The organism is Gordonia sp. (in: high G+C Gram-positive bacteria) (assembly GCF_049647785.1).
In the GTDB taxonomy this organism is placed as follows: domain Bacteria; phylum Actinomycetota; class Actinomycetes; order Mycobacteriales; family Mycobacteriaceae; genus Gordonia.
In genome coordinates this window covers 38,766-56,908 of sequence record NZ_JBARYI010000082.1, presented here as the reverse complement: position 1 = coordinate 56,908, position 18,143 = coordinate 38,766, and the positions used below count along the sequence as shown (strand labels likewise).

Annotated in this window: 16 protein-coding genes; 6 read left to right on the top strand and 10 right to left on the bottom strand. The window is 63.0% G+C overall.

The features are described from left to right. Positions 1 to 94 precede the first annotated feature (94 nt). Positions 95 to 829, top strand: coding sequence for a hypothetical protein (locus tag WBA38_RS14245; RefSeq protein WP_424294173.1), 735 nt, complete (start codon positions 95 to 97; stop codon positions 827 to 829). Between the two features lie 19 nt (positions 830 to 848). Here the strand turns inward: WBA38_RS14245 and WBA38_RS14240 are convergent, their stop codons facing one another. The 5 genes from WBA38_RS14240 to sigM all read right to left on the bottom strand — a co-directional run bounded on the left by WBA38_RS14240 (position 849) and on the right by sigM (position 4,561). After that, positions 849 to 1,997, bottom strand: a complete 1,149-nt coding sequence (locus WBA38_RS14240) for a peptidoglycan-binding protein (protein WP_424294174.1) — start codon at positions 1,995 to 1,997, stop codon at positions 849 to 851. Positions 1,998 to 2,205: 208 nt separating this feature from the next. Then, the gene (gene trxA, locus WBA38_RS14235) at positions 2,206 to 2,541 is read right to left on the bottom strand and encodes a thioredoxin (protein ID WP_424294175.1); all 336 of its coding nucleotides are present in this window, start codon (positions 2,539 to 2,541) and stop codon (positions 2,206 to 2,208) included. Between the two features lie 45 nt (positions 2,542 to 2,586). Continuing rightward, a complete protein-coding gene (gene trxB / locus WBA38_RS14230; RefSeq protein WP_424294176.1) occupies positions 2,587 to 3,525 on the bottom strand; it encodes a thioredoxin-disulfide reductase in 939 nt (312 codons plus the stop codon). Between the two features lie 103 nt (positions 3,526 to 3,628). Further along, positions 3,629 to 3,913 carry a hypothetical protein gene (locus tag WBA38_RS14225; protein WP_424294177.1) on the bottom strand — a complete coding sequence of 95 codons (285 nt, stop codon included), beginning with the start codon at positions 3,911 to 3,913 and terminating at the stop codon, positions 3,629 to 3,631. Between the two features lie 87 nt (positions 3,914 to 4,000). Then, a complete protein-coding gene (gene sigM / locus WBA38_RS14220; protein ID WP_424294178.1) occupies positions 4,001 to 4,561 on the bottom strand; it encodes an RNA polymerase sigma factor SigM in 561 nt (186 codons plus the stop codon). Between the two features lie 218 nt (positions 4,562 to 4,779). On the opposite strand from sigM, the gene WBA38_RS14215 reads away from it, so the two are divergent. Continuing rightward, on the top strand, positions 4,780 to 5,100 hold the full coding sequence (locus WBA38_RS14215; RefSeq protein WP_424294179.1) for a hypothetical protein: 321 nt from the start codon (positions 4,780 to 4,782) through the stop codon (positions 5,098 to 5,100). 3 nt (positions 5,101 to 5,103) lie between these two features. Here the strand turns inward: WBA38_RS14215 and WBA38_RS14210 are convergent, their stop codons facing one another. Next, positions 5,104 to 5,796, bottom strand: coding sequence for a TetR/AcrR family transcriptional regulator (locus WBA38_RS14210; protein ID WP_424294180.1), 693 nt, complete (start codon positions 5,794 to 5,796; stop codon positions 5,104 to 5,106). Positions 5,797 to 5,910: 114 nt separating this feature from the next. On the opposite strand from WBA38_RS14210, the gene WBA38_RS14205 reads away from it, so the two are divergent. Then, positions 5,911 to 6,864 (top strand): sterol desaturase family protein, encoded by a 954-nt coding sequence (locus tag WBA38_RS14205; protein WP_424294181.1) that lies wholly within the window; start codon positions 5,911 to 5,913, stop codon positions 6,862 to 6,864. A gap of 3 nt (positions 6,865 to 6,867) precedes the next feature. On the opposite strand, the gene murJ is transcribed toward WBA38_RS14205, so the two are convergent. The 3 genes from murJ to WBA38_RS14190 all read right to left on the bottom strand — a co-directional run bounded on the left by murJ (position 6,868) and on the right by WBA38_RS14190 (position 14,217). Further along, the gene (murJ, locus tag WBA38_RS14200) at positions 6,868 to 10,347 is read right to left on the bottom strand and encodes a murein biosynthesis integral membrane protein MurJ (protein WP_424294183.1); all 3,480 of its coding nucleotides are present in this window, start codon (positions 10,345 to 10,347) and stop codon (positions 6,868 to 6,870) included. Between the two features lie 68 nt (positions 10,348 to 10,415). After that, positions 10,416 to 13,079, bottom strand: a complete 2,664-nt coding sequence (locus WBA38_RS14195; protein WP_424322976.1) for a hypothetical protein — start codon at positions 13,077 to 13,079, stop codon at positions 10,416 to 10,418. Further along, complete coding sequence (locus WBA38_RS14190) at positions 12,970 to 14,217, bottom strand: NUDIX hydrolase (RefSeq protein ID WP_424322975.1); 1,248 nt, start codon at positions 14,215 to 14,217, stop codon at positions 12,970 to 12,972. The genes WBA38_RS14195 and WBA38_RS14190 overlap by 110 nt, the downstream gene beginning before the upstream one ends. 77 nt (positions 14,218 to 14,294) lie before the next feature. On the opposite strand from WBA38_RS14190, the gene WBA38_RS14185 reads away from it, so the two are divergent. Genes WBA38_RS14185 through WBA38_RS14175 form a run of 3 tightly spaced genes read left to right on the top strand, consistent with a single transcriptional unit; the run spans position 14,295 to position 17,546 of the window. Further along, the gene (locus WBA38_RS14185) at positions 14,295 to 15,797 is read left to right on the top strand and encodes a CCA tRNA nucleotidyltransferase (RefSeq protein ID WP_424322974.1); all 1,503 of its coding nucleotides are present in this window, start codon (positions 14,295 to 14,297) and stop codon (positions 15,795 to 15,797) included. Between the two features lie 9 nt (positions 15,798 to 15,806). After that, positions 15,807 to 16,898, top strand: coding sequence for an aminotransferase class V-fold PLP-dependent enzyme (locus tag WBA38_RS14180; protein WP_424322973.1), 1,092 nt, complete (start codon positions 15,807 to 15,809; stop codon positions 16,896 to 16,898). A gap of 30 nt (positions 16,899 to 16,928) precedes the next feature. Beyond that, positions 16,929 to 17,546: a DedA family protein gene (locus tag WBA38_RS14175; protein WP_424293818.1), complete on the top strand. Its 618-nt coding sequence runs from the start codon at positions 16,929 to 16,931 to the stop codon at positions 17,544 to 17,546. On the opposite strand, the gene WBA38_RS14170 is transcribed toward WBA38_RS14175, so the two are convergent. Further along, complete coding sequence (locus tag WBA38_RS14170) at positions 17,543 to 18,133, bottom strand: YqgE/AlgH family protein (protein ID WP_424293817.1); 591 nt, start codon at positions 18,131 to 18,133, stop codon at positions 17,543 to 17,545. The genes WBA38_RS14175 and WBA38_RS14170 overlap by 4 nt on opposite strands. Positions 18,134 to 18,143 lie beyond the last annotated feature (10 nt).

Sequence of the window (18,143 nt, the reverse complement as noted above, 5' to 3'; positions counted from 1 at the left end):
ACGCGTAGACGCAGCCGTTTTGTCACTGTGACAGGTTGTGTCGGAGGCAATTTCGAGTCGAATCGAAGCGATAAGAAGGAGAAGAGGGACGGCAATGGCCATCGCCGTAGTACCGCTGGATCTCAGCGACTTCGAGACCCTTCCGCTTCATTCCCGCCGCTGCGTGTTCTGGGAAGTGGATCGGTCTGGAGAATCGTCAGCGGTCGATTCGATGATGGCAACAACGACCGCCCCGGGCGAGACGGCCGGTCCGGAAAGCGAGTTCGACAAAGAGGCGTGGTTGTCAGGACTCCTCCTGGAATGGGGTGTGTGCTGTCAGGTGGCAATCGAGCCGACCACCGAACGTGTGGTCGGCGCGGCGTTCTACTCGCCACCGGGTCGGGTGCCGCGGGCACAGCACTTCCCCACTGCCCCGGTGGGTGTCGACGCAATTTTGTTGACGAGCATCCGGATGGAACCGGGATTTGAAAGTGACGCCGCGGTCGTCCTCGACGCGGTGGTCGCCGATCTGATCCGTCGCGGCGTGCGCGCCATCGAAGCTTTCGGATTTAGTGGAGACGACGAATCGCTTGCGATGGACCTGGTGACACTTTTGCTCGGAAGCGGATTCGCTGGCGATGTCTGTCAGCGCTGCATTCTCTCGACCGAGGCGCTGCTTGATTTTGGGTTCGAAGTGGTAGCCGACGACCCGTATCTGCCCCGACTACGTCTTGAGCTCAACGAGGGCTTGGGATGGAAGAGTCAGGTGGAGCGGGCATTGAAAAAGCTTGTCGAGCCGATCCACCTGCCTGCGCTGTCGAGTGCAGAAGCGGAAAGAGTGCCCCTATAACTCGGGAGCGGACGGCTGGTTAGCCCGTAACCCGTTCTGCGGCAAGTAATTCCGCAAAGGTGTAGGTGCCGGTGGGCCGATCATTCTCGCCAAGCAGATAAAGGCGCTTGACGGCCACGAGGATCGCCTCGGCGACGGTGTCGCGTACTTCGGGGCGGGCCAGGCAGGCGGCGTCGTGTTCGTTGGTGATGTAGCCAGCTTCGATTAGCACGATCGGCATCCGCGTGGAGCGGAGAATGTTCCACGTGCGCGCATGCGTCCGACAATCCAAAAACTCTGTGCGAGCGGCGATTTCACGCTGGATGTAGCCAGCGAGACTGCGGCCAATCGTGGAGTACGAGCCGTGCGAGTTACCGAAATAGAAACTGGAGACACCGTTGGCCTTGGGATTGTGGTAATGCCCGGTGCGCAACGAGATCATGAGATCGACGTCGGCGAGGTTGGCAACCCGGATCCGCTCGTCGTCGGACGTCGCAGCCTTGGCCTCGTGTGAGAGGAACGTTTCCATTCCTGCGGCAGACATCCGACCGTCGAGTCGGGAGGCGAGATCCCAGAGGAGGACATTCTCGTCTCCGATGGGTTCGTCCGAGCCCGGATCGATCAGGATCCGCTTTCCGGTCAATTGCGGACCGGACTTACGGACATGCTCTTCTTCGCGGATCGCGTGGGGTGAGCCGCCGGTAACGCGGGTTCCGAGTCGTTCGAGCGAGCGGAGTGTCGAGGGGCCGCAGATGCCATCGGCAGAAAGACCGTACTCGGTTTGGTACAGGCCAACGGCATTGTGAGTTACTTCGCCGAACACGCCGTCGACGAGCCCGTGGTAGTAACCGAGGTTCTGGAGCCGAGACTGCAGCGTTGCTACGTCGTCGCCGCTCATTGGTGCGGACAGGCGGTAAAGCAGAACGCGGGCACCCAGTTGGTAGGACGCTTCGCGGAGTGCGGTGTACGTGGCACGACCAACGAGGCCGTCGACGATGAGACCGCGTTCCTGTTGGAACGCGCGGACTGCACGGTCACAGGTTTCGTCAAAAACGGCTTCGGGTGGCGACCAAGGTGTGCCGGTGGTGGCGGGGCTAGGCAGGGATGCCGGCAGCAGACCACGATTGGCCAAAATGGCCCGGATCTCCGCGACAGCGGATCCGTGGTCTCCCAGACGCAACACCTGCATACGTAAATCCCACTTTCTCGGCGCGACTACCCGCGCAGCAGAACAGGCCTTGCTCTGCCGGACATAGTTCTGGTTTATTCTCTCAGGCGAGACGTGCACCGACAAACCGATGTCCCCCATCTGTGACCATAGACCCACCCCCGTTGAATTTGGGATGAGCCTATGGTCGATGGTGATACAGCGGGTGCGGAGTCAGCGGTACGACGGACTACTTGAGGACGTCGGACAATTCGCGCAGCAGCGCGGCTTTTGGCTTGGCGCCCATGATGGTCTTGACGGGCTTGCCACCGGAGAACAGCATCATGGTGGGGATGCTCATGATTTGGTAATCGCGCGCCACGTTCGGGTTGGCGTCGATGTCGACCTTCACGACGGCAAGCTTGTCGGCGTTGTCGCGGGCGATTTCCTCGAGCACGGGAGCGACCATTTTGCACGGTCCGCACCACGTGGCCCAGAAGTCGACGAGGACGGGCTTGTCTGCCGACCCCATGATGACGTCGTCGGCGAAGGTGGCATCGGTTGCGGCGGTGGTGTGCTCGGACATGGTTCCTCCTGGTGGTTCAGTTGAGATCAACTCAACTGAGGTTGGTTATGCCTGGTCGGCAAGCCAGCGTTCGGCGTCGATTGCTGCCGAACAGCCGCTACCTGCGGCGGTAATGGCCTGGCGGTACGTGTGGTCGACGAGGTCGCCGCACGCAAAGACGCCGGGGATGTTGGTGTACGTGGTGCGGCCCTCGACCTCGACGTAGCCGTCGCTGTCGAGCTGCACCTGGCCCTTGACGAGGTCGCTGCGCGGATCGTGGCCAATGGCGACGAACATGCCGGTTGCTTCGAGCGGACGTGTTTCGCCGGTGATGGTGTCGGTGAGCTCAAGTTCGGTGACCGAGTTCTCTCCCTTAACCGCGGACACGGTGGCGTTGAGGATGAATTCGATCTTGTCGTTGTCACGGGCGCGTTCAAGCATGATCTTGGACGCGCGGAACTCTTCGCGACGGTGGATGAGGCTGACCTTGCGAGCGAACTTGGTCAGGAAGATCGCTTCTTCCATGGCCGAGTCGCCACCGCCGACAACGACGATGTCCTGCTCCTTGAAGAAGAAGCCGTCGCAGGTGGCGCAGGCGGAGACGCCGCGGCCGAGGAGTTCCTGCTCGCCGGGGACATTCAGGTACCGAGCGGCGGCACCCATCGCGAGGATCACGGCGCGGGCGCGGTGCACCTCCCCCGCGACCTCAACTTCTTTGATGTCACCATCGAGGCGGATGGCATCGACGTCTTCCATGCGCAGGTCCGCGCCGAATCGGAGGGCTTGCTCGCGCATCTCGTCCATCAGGTCGGGACCTTGGATGCCCTTCTGAAAGCCGGGGAAGTTCTCTACTTCGGTGGTGGTCATGAGCGCGCCACCGAAAGACATGCCTTCGAATACGAGGGGTGAGAGTTCAGCGCGGGCAGCGTAGATAGCCGCCGTATAACCGGCAGGACCCGATCCGACGATGATGAGGTCGTGGATCTGGTTATCGGTGTCGGTCATCAATCCTCCGTTGTCGCGAAGTCTGCCCAGCACTTCGTTGTCGCTGTGGGCGCAGACGCATTAGTCAACAACAGAATATGGCCCAATGTTCCCGAAGTCGCGATCAGGTGAGATCGTCGATGACTTTGTCGATGCGGGCGGCGACGTCGTTGGGCATCGGTGGCGCAGTTTGTCCGTAGGCGCGGAGGTCGGACTGCACGCGATTGAGAGCATCCAGAACCCTTGGTGCATTCGGATCTGCGGCGAGGCGGGCGCGAACATGTGCATCGGTGGCTGGGTCGAGGGCATCAGCATGGAAGTCGGCAAGCAGCCGAGTAGAAAACGGGGGTTCTGGCAACGGGGACTTGGGCAGCGAAAACTCCGAGCCTCGCGCATCTGAAGGACCCATGATGTTTCGAAGACCGCCCGTCTGGTGTTGGTGCCACCCAACACTACTGAGATGGCGTCGGTGTATCGGCGGATTGAACGATGGCCATCAGATTTCTTCTCGCAAGTAGTTCAACACTAGCGCCAGCTTTTCGCGGCCGCGCGAACAGCGGCTCTTAACAGTTCCAAACGGCACTTGTAGGGCGGCCGCCGCATCGCTGATCGAGTACCCGTTCAGATCGACCAAAATGATGGCTGCTCGCTGGTCTGGTGTGAGCACGTCCAATGCACGTCCGATGGACAGTGACACGTCGATGTCCTCGGTGTAGTCGTGGTCATCGGCGATCATGGTTGCGAATTCGAAGAGTGGGACGGTGTCATGGCTGCGGCAGCGTCGTATGCGGTCCAAGCATGAGTTCACGACAATTTTGTGAAGCCAGCTCGCGACCGATGCATCTGCTCGGTACGACGTCGCCGACGTGTGAATCGACACCCAAGCATCTTGGATGGCGTCGGCGGCATCGTCTGGATTTCCTGTGGTGCGCAGGGCGATGGCCCACAGGTGGTTGCGATGCCGTTCGTAGAGTTCGCGGAAGGCCTCTCGGTCGCCTGCGAGATGTGCGCGCAGGAGTTCCGTGTCGGCTGTTTGGCTGATAATCCCCCGAGTCATGTCGATGAGATTAGGGGCAAATGGTGTCCGTTTTAGCGTTTCCGTCCAGTTTGTGGATTGATTTGTCAGACCTGTGGATAACGACGGTAGGCGTCCCCCTAACCTGCACAATCCAGTAGGCAGAGGTCGCGAATATCTGCGAACGGAAGGCGCTGCCCGTTGGCGTCGCGCGCGGGTGGGGTGGTAACCGTCGCCTACCCCGCTACTACGATGGCGGCATGAGTGACGACAAGCCGCTGGCGACGTGGCAGGCTGGCCGATCGATGGGCAAGCTGGCGGTCCCGGGCCAGTTGCAGTTGACGAAGACGCACGTCGTATTCGAGCCGAAGTCGGCGCGCGCGGCAGGAGCCCGTTTCTCCGTGGCGCTGACATTTGTGGCAGCTGTCGGAAGGGCTCCGGGCACCGGGAAGTTCCTGTCCGGCGGCAAGCGGGAACGCTTGTGCATCACGCTCGGGGATGGCTCCGAATGGTTGTTCGTGATGCCCGAATTGGCTGACGCCACCGAGCAGATCAGCAGTCGCCTCGCAGTCGGCAAGTAGCGACTAGCCAGCAAACAAGCTGGTATAGGTGGCCGCGTACATTTCCGAAACCACCTCGTGGATGGTTTCGACCTGGAACATCTCCGGGCCGGCGTGATCGCTGATGGGATCGCTGATTGCCATCTGCCAGTCCACCAGCAGCTGCGTGATGGCACCGACGAGTGCGATCGCGCCCAGCTTCTGTCTGGTGGTGACTTGATCGCCAGCCACCGCAAATCCGACGATGAGGTCGGCCCAGTCGTGGATGGCGCCCAGCCGAAGCTTCTCGATCTCGGGAGAAACCCCGACGACCTCAATGAGAATGACGCGGGCCCGTCGCGGATCGTCGACGAGCGAATCGATGAAACCACCGAGGCCCTGGCGGGCAATCTCCGGAATTAGCTCCCCGGGGATGGGGCCCTCGCCTACTCCTGCTTGTTGAAGTAGCTCGGTAATGGACGCGAGAACCTGGGCACGCGCAAGGTCAACGCAGTGCTCATAGACGGCAGCGAGCAGGTTTACCCGATCCGGGAACGACTCATAGAAATAGCGCTGGGTGAGTCCAGCTTCGTCGCAGATTTTCTTGACTGACACGTTGAGGTATCCCTCGGTGCCGAACAGCTCTAAACCGGCGTCCACCAGCGCAGATCGTCGTTGCTTCTGGCGATCTGCAGCAGTGACACCCCCGTAGGTACGCCCACCCATTTCTCTAGTCATTAGGCGTTATTCTACGCGTGACGAAAATGGCTGAGGCCTTGCATCAGGACTCTGACACGTTAATATGTCAGTTAACGCGGGTTACAGCTACCGCGATTGCGAAAGAAGTCGGATATGTTGGACTTTCTGCCGGAGCCAATGCGAGACCCAACGGTCCTCGCTATTCCGTTCTTCGTCACGATGATGCTTCTCGAGATCTTTGCTGCGGTACGCAGTGAACGCGGCGCTGGAATGGCCAGTGGTGGCATCGACCCTGACGGAGTTGACCCTGCGGCACCACATTCTGTCGGCGCCTACGAGGGGCGCGATGCTCGGGCTTCCATCTACATGGGCTTGGTCTCGATCGGCACCTCGGCTGTTTGGAAGTTCCTGGCGCTCTTTGTCTACGTCGCCCTATTTGCGTACGTGGCACCGTGGCAGCTGCCAGCCAACCAGTGGTACACGTGGGCCATCGGGTTCGTCGTACTCGACTTCCTCTTTTATTGGGACCATCGGATCTCGCACCGCGTACGCCTTGTCTGGGCGACGCACCAGGCTCACCATTCGAGCGAATACTTCAACTTTGCGACCGCACTTCGGCAGAAGTGGAACAACAGTATGGCGATGGTGATGTTTGCACCTCTCGTCGTGTTGGGGGTCCCGCCAGCGGTCGTGTTTGCGGTGTACTCGCTCAATCTGATTTACCAATTCTGGATCCACACCGAACACATCGGGACCATGTGGAAGCCGTTCGAATTCGTGATGAATACACCGTCGCACCATCGCGTGCATCACGGAAGCGACGCCGAATACCTGGATCGCAACTACGGCGGGGTCTTCATCATCTGGGATCGCATGTTCTCGTCGTTCCAGAAAGAGGTACAGCGACCGAGGTATGGCCTCACGAAACCCGTTGATACGTACAACATTTGGAAGCTGCAGACCTTCGAGTATGCGGCCATCGGACATGACGTACGTCGGGCGCCAACGTTGCGGGCAAAACTCGGCTACATTTTTGGTCCGCCCGGATGGACTCCCGAGCCAGGGACGGTGCCTGCGCCCGCAGACAAGGCTTCGCAAAGTGCGTAACGGCTAGCTCACGCTGATCCGCGAAATCACGGCCTGGTAGTCACCGGTGGGGCCCACCGGGAGCGTGGTGAGCCACACGATGAAATACGGTGCGGCAGACGTCTTGTCGATGGTGAGGACGGTCGAAGCTGAGTTCACCGACCCGGTCCCTACGAGAGTCGTTGCATCCAACGAAGTGGGTCGACGCTGCTCAGAGGTCCGCAATTGCACCTCGAACCCCGGCGTTGAGGTCTCAATCTTCACCGAACTGACCGTCTTGCTGCCGTCGACGGTGAAGATGAGACCCAGCCCCGACTTGAGCCCGCCGAACTCTGGATTCCCTCGGTAGGCATCCGTCCGCCAAGGCGGGCTCGCACCCGAAATCACGTTGGCAATATTGGGCGAGGACTCCGTCGGGTCACCGGAGACGTCGAGCAAAGTCACCGATCGCAAGGCCACCGGACCGGCGGCCGACGGTGAGCCTGGCGATGACTCAGCCGAGGACGCCGTTGAATCCGACGGCAGAATCGAGTCGATGTCCGAGTCGGTGGACGACCCACCGAACACATTGGTCAACGCCACGACCAGCGCGATCGCTAAGAACACGATGAACAGGCCACCACCGGCGAGGAGCGCAACATTGCGTTTGCCCTTTTCTCCCTCGCCCATGAGGCGTTCCTTGCGTGTCCGCGACAGTGGCGCAACGGATACGGGAGCCTGTCGAGATTCGACTCGCGGAAGCATGTCGGTCTTCAGGTCGACGACCGTTGCTTGGTCGAGCACGTGTTGAACGGTCGCCGCCGTACGGATGCCGCTGTTGCCCTCCATGGCGCGAGTGGCGACCGCGGAGATCTCAAAGGGTGTGTCCGGTTTGACGATGCGCGGCGGAATGGGCTGATCCGGGTGTTCGGGATCGGGGTCCGCCGGCGCCATGCCGCCGATCGGTTCGGTGGTCGAAGCGGTGGTAACCAGGCGTGAGCCGGTCTCGGCATCGAGGGCCCACCGGTTCAACAGCAGTGCGTACAAGACGGCGCCGAGACCGCGGACATCGCCGGAACGATCATCGCCCGGCATCACTGCCGGGAATGCGAGCACGGCGTCGCCGTCCGTGCTGACTCGGATGCGATCGGGATGGTCAATAGAGAGCGTGGCACCGGCACGGTGTGCAGCTTCGGCACCAGCTGCCAGGGCACGCACGGCACGGGCGGCACCCATCGCCGATGGTGATGTCGCCGCAACGTCCTTCAGGGACGAGCCGGCCACCCACTCGGTGACAATGACGCCGCCGGAAGCGCTGCGCACTACGTCAAGGACTGTGGCGACACCCGCTGAATGGAGCTGGCCGAGGCGACGGGTGCGGTTCAAGATGGCTTGCGGGCCGTCGTCGGCCGGTCGTTCTCCGGGGTTGAACGGCGGTGCTTTTTGCTCGGGATCAACAAAGGTGAGGCCGACTTCGCGGTCCAGCCCGGTATCCCGCGCGCGCCAGAACTCGATACCGCGGGTGCCGCCCTCCTTTTCGAGGAGTCGGTAGCGGCCGCCCGCGATTCCGGCACCCGGTACCAATCGGGGTCCTCGAGGCGGGCCCATGATGCGGGTCCTTTCGTCGGACGGGCCGGTCGGGGTGGCACCCTTGCGGTCCATCGGCGGAACTCCTCGCTGGGGTGGTGGTGGTCGGTGTGGCCTGGGCGGGGGAATCGGACGGCCAACAACCGGGATCAACATGGTGTCGCCCACCGCGCCGCCGGACAGCACCGAGTACTCCTGCCACGTCGCGGTACCCCTGTCGAACCGGCGACGCACATCTACTTGACCAGCGTACGGGACAGAATCCTCGAACGTGACGCGCGGAATCTGGACTGTCATGGTGCGCGCATCGCGGTGTTCGTCGCCTGGCTCCGGCGCGGGTGCGAGGGCCGGAATGAATCGACCGAGCAGACGCATCACGGTCCCGGAAATGGTGACCATCTCGGGGATTTCCAGCGCGGTCAACAGCAGGTACACGATGCCAAGAACGACAATCGCGGTGAAGCCGAGGTAGACGATCGAGCCAATCTTGCCCGCCTCCGTCGCCATGTTCGACAGCCCGGTCAGGTCGGCGACCAGCCACACGGCGGCCGCCGCGACCACCGAGACGGCAATCGTGATGACGGTCGTCCGCATGACCCCGTGCATTCGGCTGACTCCGAGCCGTTTGTGCAGCAGCATCTGTCCGACAATCGCGCCGACGAGATAGCCGAGACCGTTCGACAGCGACAGCCAGCGAATGACCATATTGGGATCGTCGAACATGACGGGTCCGAGGTACGACGACGCTACCTTGACGGCGGTAATGCCCACGACCATCAGCGTCGGTGTCCACGCGTCTTCGCGTGCATAGAAGACACGTAGCTGGACGAGCGTCATGGCGTACGGGATCAGGGTGAACGCACCCCACGACAAGACGGAGCCGAGTTGGGAGGCGGTGTCGGCGTCAAACTTGCCGAAGTTGAAAATGGCGATGGCGATCGCCGGCCCGAAAAAGGTCATGAACGCGACCGTCGGGACCAGGGCGATCATCGTGAGGCGGGTGGCCAGGGACATGTCGTCGATGACGGCGTCAGTGTTGTCGTCGGCGGCATTGCGCGATAGTCGCGGCATGATCGCCGTCAGGATGGTGACGCCGAGGACGCCGTAGGGAAGTTGCAGCAGCTGCCAGTGGGTGTTGTAGATCGAGATGCCGTCGGCGGTTGCGTGCGCCGCGATGCGGTAGGTGATCACCAGGCCGACCTGCAGCACGAGGACGTAGGCGACGATCGCGACGGCCATGCCGCCGAACTGACGCAGGCGTGCGTCGATGCCCCACTCGAGCCTGAGGTGGACGCCGACCTTGCGGAGGTATGGCACCAAGATGGCCATCTGCATGACGACGCCGAGTGTGGTTCCGATGCCAAGGACCAGGATCTTCGGGTCCGACATCTTTACCGGGTTCAGCGTGAGGTCTCCCGGCATCGCCCAGAACAGGACCAAGGTGGTGATTTGAACGACGTTGTTGAGAACGGGCGCCCAGGCACCGGGCTTGAACAGGCCTTTCATGTTCAGGATGGCGATGAACAGGGCGGACAGGCCGTAGAAGAGAATTTCTGGCAGCAGCAGATAGGCGAGCGCAGTGGTCAGTGGACGGTTCACCTGGCCGTCGCCGACGTTGAGCATCGTGAGCAGCGGTGCGGCGATGACCGCGATGACGCTGGTAACGCCGAGCAGCATCACGGTGATCGTGAAGATGCGGTTGATGAAGCCGACGCCGCCGTCTTCGTCTTCCTTCTCGGCTCGCACCAAAACGGGGATCACGATGGCGGTCAGGACGGCACCGAGGACCACTTCGGCGATCATGCTCGGCAACACGTAGGCGGCTTGGAAAGCGGATGCGATGGCACCGCCCAGCATCGCCAAGACCAGGACGGTTCGGATAAAGCCGGTGATGCGACTGATCAGGGTGGCGATGGCAATGGAACCGCCGGTCCGCATGATTCCGGCATCGGAGTCGTCGGGTTTCACGGCCACGGGTTCGGCGTTGCGATCGCGCTCACGTTTGCTCACGAGACTCCCCCGGTGTCTCTCGGTCCGGAGTCCCCATCCGGTGCTTCCTGCAGGTCGAGGCGACGCTGGTAGCCCAGCGTTGCTTGTTCCAGGTCTTCCGCGTCCGGTTCGGGCCGGTCCTCATCGGCGGGGTCTGGTTCACCCTTGAAACGGTGCCACAGTCGACGTGCGGTCAGCGCGATGAGGATGATCGCCGCGCCGATGGTGATCCAGAAGAGTGCTTTGCCGTAGGCGTTTGCGTAAACGGAAAGCTCGATTGGTGTGCTGAGCGGAATGTCGCTCGACGTGATGAGCCCAATGTGAACCGTGGCCGGCTCGGAGCTTGAGGCGTGCGTTGGGATCTGCAATTGGCGGGTGCCCGCCGCCGGAATCTCAAACGTGCCAAGGTCGGCAATTTCCAAGGTGGGCGGCGCGTCGACGTCGAGCCGCACCTTAATCGGGAGGGCCAGGTCGTTGCGTACCACCAACAACAGTGGGCTGCGTTCGGATGCCAGCGTGTATCGGCCGCTGGGGTCCAGGAGTGAAACGGCCTGCTGCATGCTGTTGAGTGACTTGCCGACCGCGGTCAACCGCTGATCGCGGCGCTCGCGGATGGCTGCGGAGTCGGTTGTTGATGCGCTCGACACCGACCGGATCAGGTCGTCGCGCAAGGGTTGCATGTAGTCGACGGGGGTTGTGACCGTGTCGTTGTTGCCCACGAGCGACGACTGCATGCGGTCGATTGCGCCGAGCCGTTGTCGGACGGTTTCGGCATCGTGCTGGGTGATCGGGTAGCCAGCGGCCGCATCTGGCTCAATATCGCCGGGAACCTCGAGGCGAGCCCGGGCATTCACCGCAGGCATCTCGTCGAGAAGGGTGGCCAGCGGCACCGGACGAGCGGTACCCGACGAGAGCATTAGCGCCGCGGTGTCGCGGAAGGTTCGGGCGTCTTGCAGGGTCGGTGACCAGTAGGTCGGCGGCATGATGAAGGCCGACCGACCGGTCGCTGGAAGGTCTGGTGCGGGCTGATCGTCGGTTTGCGCGATGGGACCGCTCAGCATCGGGAAGGTCAATGCTGCCGCAGCTGACTGCCTACGGCTCGCCGCAGACTCATGCGACAGCGTCGGCTGCTGCCAGTTGGGGGTGATCGCCGGTACAACGGGGGTGATCCCGGCACCGCCCAGAGCCGCGGTGATCGCAGCGTCGTAGGTCTGCAGCGAAAGCTCGCCGTGCTTGTAGCGACCCGAGGGGGTGCCGGCGGTGGGAGCTGTGTCGGCACCGATCGGCGACATCGAGGTGGAAGCGATCGCTGCCGCCTCGACCCCCAGGGTGGAAAGCAACTTTTGCCCGTTGTCCGTCAAAGTGCCGGTAGCAGGCAGGGTGAGGCCACGAACGGTCTGCACTCCCAGCATCTCGTCAACAACGGTGTAGGGGTCAAGAACAGCGCTCTTACTGAGGTTGGCGTCGTTGATGGTGTACAGCGAGTCGAGTCCGGCCTGCGCGAACGGCAGCGCGGTCACGCACATTCGGGAAGCGACTGCCTTAAGGCGAGCCAACCAGTTCGCGGCGGCTTTGGCACCCTGGCCGGGATAGGTGGCGGCATCGGGGTTCGCCGGATCGATGGTGATGGCGTAACCCCTGGCCATCTCCGAGACCGTGGTTAGGAGGTCGGGGTCAACAGCCAGACAGATGGAGTCGCGGACGGGATTGTGCTCGTCGGGCGGTGCTGGCTGCTCGTCGTCGGTGCCCGGGGTGGGAGCCGCGCCAATGCCCGCCAGTTCCTCCAGGGCCGCGAGGGACAGGCCGAGGCGACCGTCTGCCTGCAGGGAACTCGCCATCGCATCACTGGTCAGTCGCAATTCGGCGGTCTCGCCGCCGAGCGTCCCGGCGGCGGTCTGCGGCGGGGCCGCCAACGGCCAAATCATGGTGAACGCGGACGGATTCGTCGAATTGGCCGCGATGGATCCGTCTCGGCCCAGTAGCGGATTGCTGGCTGCCCCGGCCGCGGGATCCACGTATTCCCGGGCGCGTTCGCTGTTTGGTGGCAGTGACAGGACCGGCAGAAGGGTTCGCGAGTCGGCGATGGAAACGGCACCGCCGTCCGCTGGTGTACCGAGCACGTTCACCAGAAGCGGGTACACACCGGCCCGCATCAGGTTCAGACCGCCGTATCCGGTGATCGGGACGGTGAGCGTGAAATCAACCGATTTGCCGGGCGCCAGGCTTCTGATGACCTTTGCCTGCCCGCTAGAGATCCCGAAACTATTGGCGGGCAACGTGAGTGAGCTACGCAGTTCCGAGGACGCGGTGATGGCATTGCCGCGTTGCAGGCGCACGCCTATGTCACTGATGGGCCGATTGTCGGTATTGACGATCCGTCCGGAGACCGTGACCGTGTCGCCCGTCGAGCCGGTGACGGTCGTCGGCGTCACATCCGACAGGCCCAGGGTGGCGTAGGCACGGGTGGCTGGGTCTGCGCGCGCGTCCGGGACTCCACCGACTGTCAAGGTCAGCAGGAAAGCCACGGTTGCCACGACCAGCAACTGCAGCGACCGTCGTCGCGCGGTGGAGTCAGCTTTCACCGGATGCGGCGCGACGCGGGCGCCGCCGGCGTCGACGGGGTTTCGGCGCGGGCGGCGGTTCGTTTCGACGCTGATTGCGTGCGGCTGCGGCTTTCTCATAGTCGTTTGGCTCGGTGCGGAGGCAGCTCGCTTCAGATTTCGCCAACCGGTCCGGGTCGCTCTGTAGGTCGGCAATTACTGATTCGGCCATCCGCGCCAGACGCCGTTCGTCAGAATACGTGAGGCGGCGGGGCAACTCAGTCAACGGGACCCACGCGACGGCGCTTACCTCGTAGTCGGCGTCTGACAGTTCACCGCCGGTGTACCGCAAGAGGTAGTGGTGGACGGTCTTGTGGATGCGCCGACCCTCGCTGACGAACCAGTAGTCGATTTTGCCGAGCGGCGCGACGATGGTGCCCTCAATACCGGTTTCCTCGGCGACCTCGCGCATGGCGGTCTGTTCGGCCGTCTCTCCGGTCTCAATGTGTCCCTTGGGGAGCGACCACATCATTCGCCCGCGGCGGTCGATCCGGCCAATTAGCGCCGCAGAGAGCTCCGAAAACGGGGCATCGATGTCCGACAGCACGAGTCCGCCCGCTGAGGTTTCGCGGACCGTGTGCAGTCGCGGGGTGGTTTCGGGAGCCTCTGACCGACGGGTAGTGCGGCGCCGGGTGCGCGGCATGGACGCCGGTGAGTTGGCTTCTTGGACATCGGGTGCGGTGAGCTCGACGGTCGTGCCGACGACCTGCTTCTGGTTGCCGTTGGCCTTGCCACCGGATCCGCGTTGCCCGCCGCCCTTGCGAGACGTTCCGGGCTTCTGTCCGCCGGGCTTGTTCGGTCCCGGCTTGGGGCCACCTGATTTTTGGCCGCTGGATTTGGCCCCATTGGATTTAGCCCCGCTCGACTTAGCCCCATTGGACTTCGTGCTGCCGGGTTTTTGGCCATGGGGTTTCGGCCCGCCGGGTTTTTGGCTGTTCGGGCGGTGGCTGCCGGGTTTCGGTGCGCTTTTCGGCGGCGTATTCGAGGTGCTAGGCGCGTCGGTCGTCGTTGTCTGCGTCGCCGATGGCTGTTGCTGTTGAGCCTGGCCGCCGCGCCCGGAGCGACGTCCCCGCCGTCGGCGCCCGCGTCGGCCCTGACGTGTCCGTCCGGTCTCACTTCCGGCCGGGGTGTTGCCGCCACTGCTTTTACCCGGCGCAGCATCGGTTCCCGACACGCCGGAATCGGCGGTCGGGCGCTGCAGCGAGGGTTCAGCGGACACACCCCGATGCTAGCCGCTTGTAACCCTCCGTTAGCCGAACAGGTTGAGTGGGTCGGCAGTCGGTAGGGTTTCTTCACATGACCGACACTGCGCCACGGGGACAGGCGAGCGAAGATGCACGCTCGCAGCGCCGCACTCGCCTCCTAGCGTCGGCGGCGATAACGCTTGCGTCGCTGGGCGACGTGCTCACTCCCCTCGCCAACGAATTTGCTGCCCGCGGACACGAGTTGTACCTGGTGGGCGGGTCTGTCCGCGATGCCGTGCTGGGTCGCTTAGCCGGGGATCTCGACTTCACGACCGACGCCCGCCCCGACGTGATTGCCGAGATCTTGGGCAACTGGGGCGACGCCGTCTGGGATACCGGTATCGAGTTCGGGACGGTGAGTGCTGCAAAACGGGACCCCGACGGTGCTGAGGCCACAATGGTCGAGATCACCACGTTCCGGTCCGACCTCTACGACCAGCAAAGCCGCAATCCGGTCGTCACTTTCGGCGACACGTTGGAAGACGATCTGGTTCGCCGCGATTTTCGGATCAACGCGATGGCCGTGAAACTGCTTGCGGACGGCAAGCAGGAGTTCGTCGACCCCCTCGACGGGATGAGTGATCTGCTGGCGGGCATCATCGATACCCCGGCGGCACCGGAACTCTCGTTCAACGACGATCCGCTGCGAATGCTGCGCGGCGTGCGGTTTGTGTCGCAGTTGGGATTTGCCCTCGCCGACCGAGTGCTCCTCGCGACGACGGAGATGGCCGGTCAGATCGAACGGATCACCGTCGAACGCGTGCGGGTGGAACTCGACAAGATGATTTGCGGTGAGCACCCCATCGAGGCGGTAGATCTGCTGGTCGAGACGGGATTGGCCGAACTGATCATCCCGGAGATCCCCGGCATGAAGCTCACGATCGACGAACACCACCAGCACAAGGATGTTTACCAGCATTCCCTGACGGTGCTGCAGCAGGCGATTGACCTGGAAACGGGCGACCCCGACCTGGTGTTGCGGTGGGCCGCGCTGCTCCACGACATCGGCAAGCCACCCACTCGACGGCACGAGGAGGGCGGCGGCGTGAGCTTCCATCACCACGAAGTGGTCGGCGCCAAGATGGTGCGAAAGCGGATGCGAGCGCTGAAATACCCGAAAGCCATCGTCGAAGATGTTGCCCAGTTGGTGTTCCTGCACCTGCGGTTTCACGGTTACGGCGACGGCCAGTGGACCGATTCCGCGGTCCGACGGTACGTCAACGACGCTGGTCCGCTGTTGGAGCGGCTACACAAATTGGTGCGCGCCGACTGCACCACTCGTAACCGCCGCCGCGCCCGCAAACTTCAAGAAACCTATGATTCGCTCGAGCAACGGATTGTCGTGCTCCGGGAGGCCGAAGACCTCGATCGCGTCCGCCCAGACCTGGACGGAAACGCCATCATGGAACTGCTTGGCCTTCCTCCCGGTCCCATGGTTGGGCAGGCGTGGCGCTATCTGAAAGAGTTGCGCCTTGAGTCCGGGCCGATGTCGCCCGAGGAGGCCGAGTCGGCTCTGCACGAGTGGTGGCGTCAGCAGCAACAGGATCAAGGGTAGATTTGAGACATGTACTGCAGCGATCTCGGTGAACAGTGGCGTGCAGCAAGGGTCGAGCCCTCAATTGGGCATCTGGATGCGGCTTCGGCCGGGCGTTCGTCGAACGCCGTCATCGACACCCTGCATCAACATCTCATCCGTGAGGCGAGGGACGGCTCATATATCGCCGCCGATGCGCAGGCTGACATGTTGGACGCTGGCCGACAGACACTCGGCTCGCTGCTTGGCCACGCCGCCGACGAACTGTCGTACCGTGACAGTGCACGCGCGGCACTGAGCAGTGTTCTCAATGGCATGAAGCTTCCCCTTTCGGCGACGGTGTGGGTGGCGACCAACGAGTTCGGCCCCAACCTCGCCGAATTTGAGCGGCGCGATTTCGTCGTCCGCACCATGCCGACGATCGACGTGTTTGGGCGCGTCGATGTGGATTCGCTGGAGAACATGCTGCAGTTTGAGCAGCCAGACTTTATTCACGTCTGCCACATCGGCTCGACGAGCGGTATCGTCCAGCCGGTCGCGCAGATCGTTGAGGTCGCGCACAATGCGGGCGTCGCCGTGGTCGTCGATATGGCGCAGTCCGTGGGCCATGTGGCGACCGTGACCGGTGCCGACGTCGTATACGGCACCTCTCGGAAATGGTTGACCGGTCCGCGTGGCGTCGGCTTCGTGGCTGTGCGTTCGGATTCGGTCATCGACGTTGAACTGCTGCCCTCGGATGCGTTCATCGCCGGACAGTTGGCGCTGTCGCAGGCGGTGGCCGAATTGGTTGACCTCGGCGAGCAGAAGGTGTTCGACGAATTGGCCGCGATTGGCCGCATCGCTCGTGAACGACTCCACGGGATTGGTAGCTGGGAAGTGGTTGAACCACTTGATGAGCGGTCGGCGCTGGTCACCCTGGCTCCGCCGCCCGGTTGGGGGCCCGCGGATGTGGTGGCGGCCCGCGACCGACTCCGCGAACTGGGTCTCCTGGTGACTGCCGCCGATTCGTGGCGCGCTCCCCTGGCTGGCGACACCTCGTTGCTGCGCATCAGTCCGCATTTGGATGCGCGCACCGAGCAACTCGATGAACTGGCCAAGGCGATCCGAACGATGGGTTACTGACAGCGGACAAACCCGCTGAGTTGACGGCACATGGGTTCATTGTCAGATCGGCTGACCGAGTTGGTCGGCTCAGCACCGGCGTGGGCCGTGTACCTGGTGGCTTTCAGCATCGTCTACTTCGAGACCGCGATGGTGCTCGTCGGTTTGGTGGTGCCGAGCGAAGCCGTGCTGATCGCGGCAGGGGTGGTTGCCGCGGTCGGAAAGCCGTCCATTGTGGTACTGGTTCTTGGCTGCGCGGTGGCGGCGGTTGCGGGCGACACTACCGGTTACGCATTCGGTCGCTTGGCGGGACCGCGGCTTTCCCGTACCCAATTTGGTCGGCGGATGGCTCGACGCGCCGTACGGTCGGGCTACCAACCGCCACCGCCGGGCGCGGCCATCGCGGCGATCGCTTCAGCTCGTTGGGTCGCCTACGTTCGCAGCGTGACTCCCCTCCTGGCGGGCGCCCGGCGGATGCCGTTCACCCGCTTTCTTTGTGCGACAGCGATCGGCGGTATCAGTTGGACGGCGACCATCCTGCTGATTTCCTACGGTGTTGGCGCCACCCTGGGGGCCAACGTGGCGCTGATCGTCGGGATCAGCGTGGGAGCGGTCGCCTTCGGCTTTTTGGTGTTCCGCCGCGTACGGGAGCGACGCGCGAGCAGCTAGTTCTCTTCCGGGTGCAGCGGATAGGTCGAGAGCAAGGGCAGGGGCCACGGTTGTCGACGCAACACTCGTTGCCAGACGTCGACCGCCGGCGCCGACAGCAGGTCCGAAGGTAGACCCGGGGCCACAATCCAACTGCCCTCGGCGATCTCATCGTCCAGTTGCCCCGCATCCCATCCGGCATAGCCGGCAAAAATGCGGATGCCATTGAGCACGTGAGCCATTTCGTCGGGATCGGCATCGAGGTCGACCATCGCGACCGGTCCGACTACCTGGTGCAGTTTCGGCTGCTGGCTCATGTCGACCCCGGTCTTCGCGACTCCAAGGCACAGGGCCGACGAGGTGGACACCGGGCCGCCGACAAAGACTGCGGGCGGGCTGGCCGCCAATCCCGCCCACGCGGGGAGCACGTTGTAGACGGCGGCGTCGGACATGCGGTTCAAGACCACCCCGAGGGTGCCTTGCTCGTCGTGCTCGATTATGTAGATCACGGTGCGTGCAAACGTCGGGCCCGACATGGCGGTGGACGCAATGAGCAGCGCGCCCGCACGCACGGGAGGTTGATTCGTCACAAAATCGGGACCGGACACCCCTTAATCA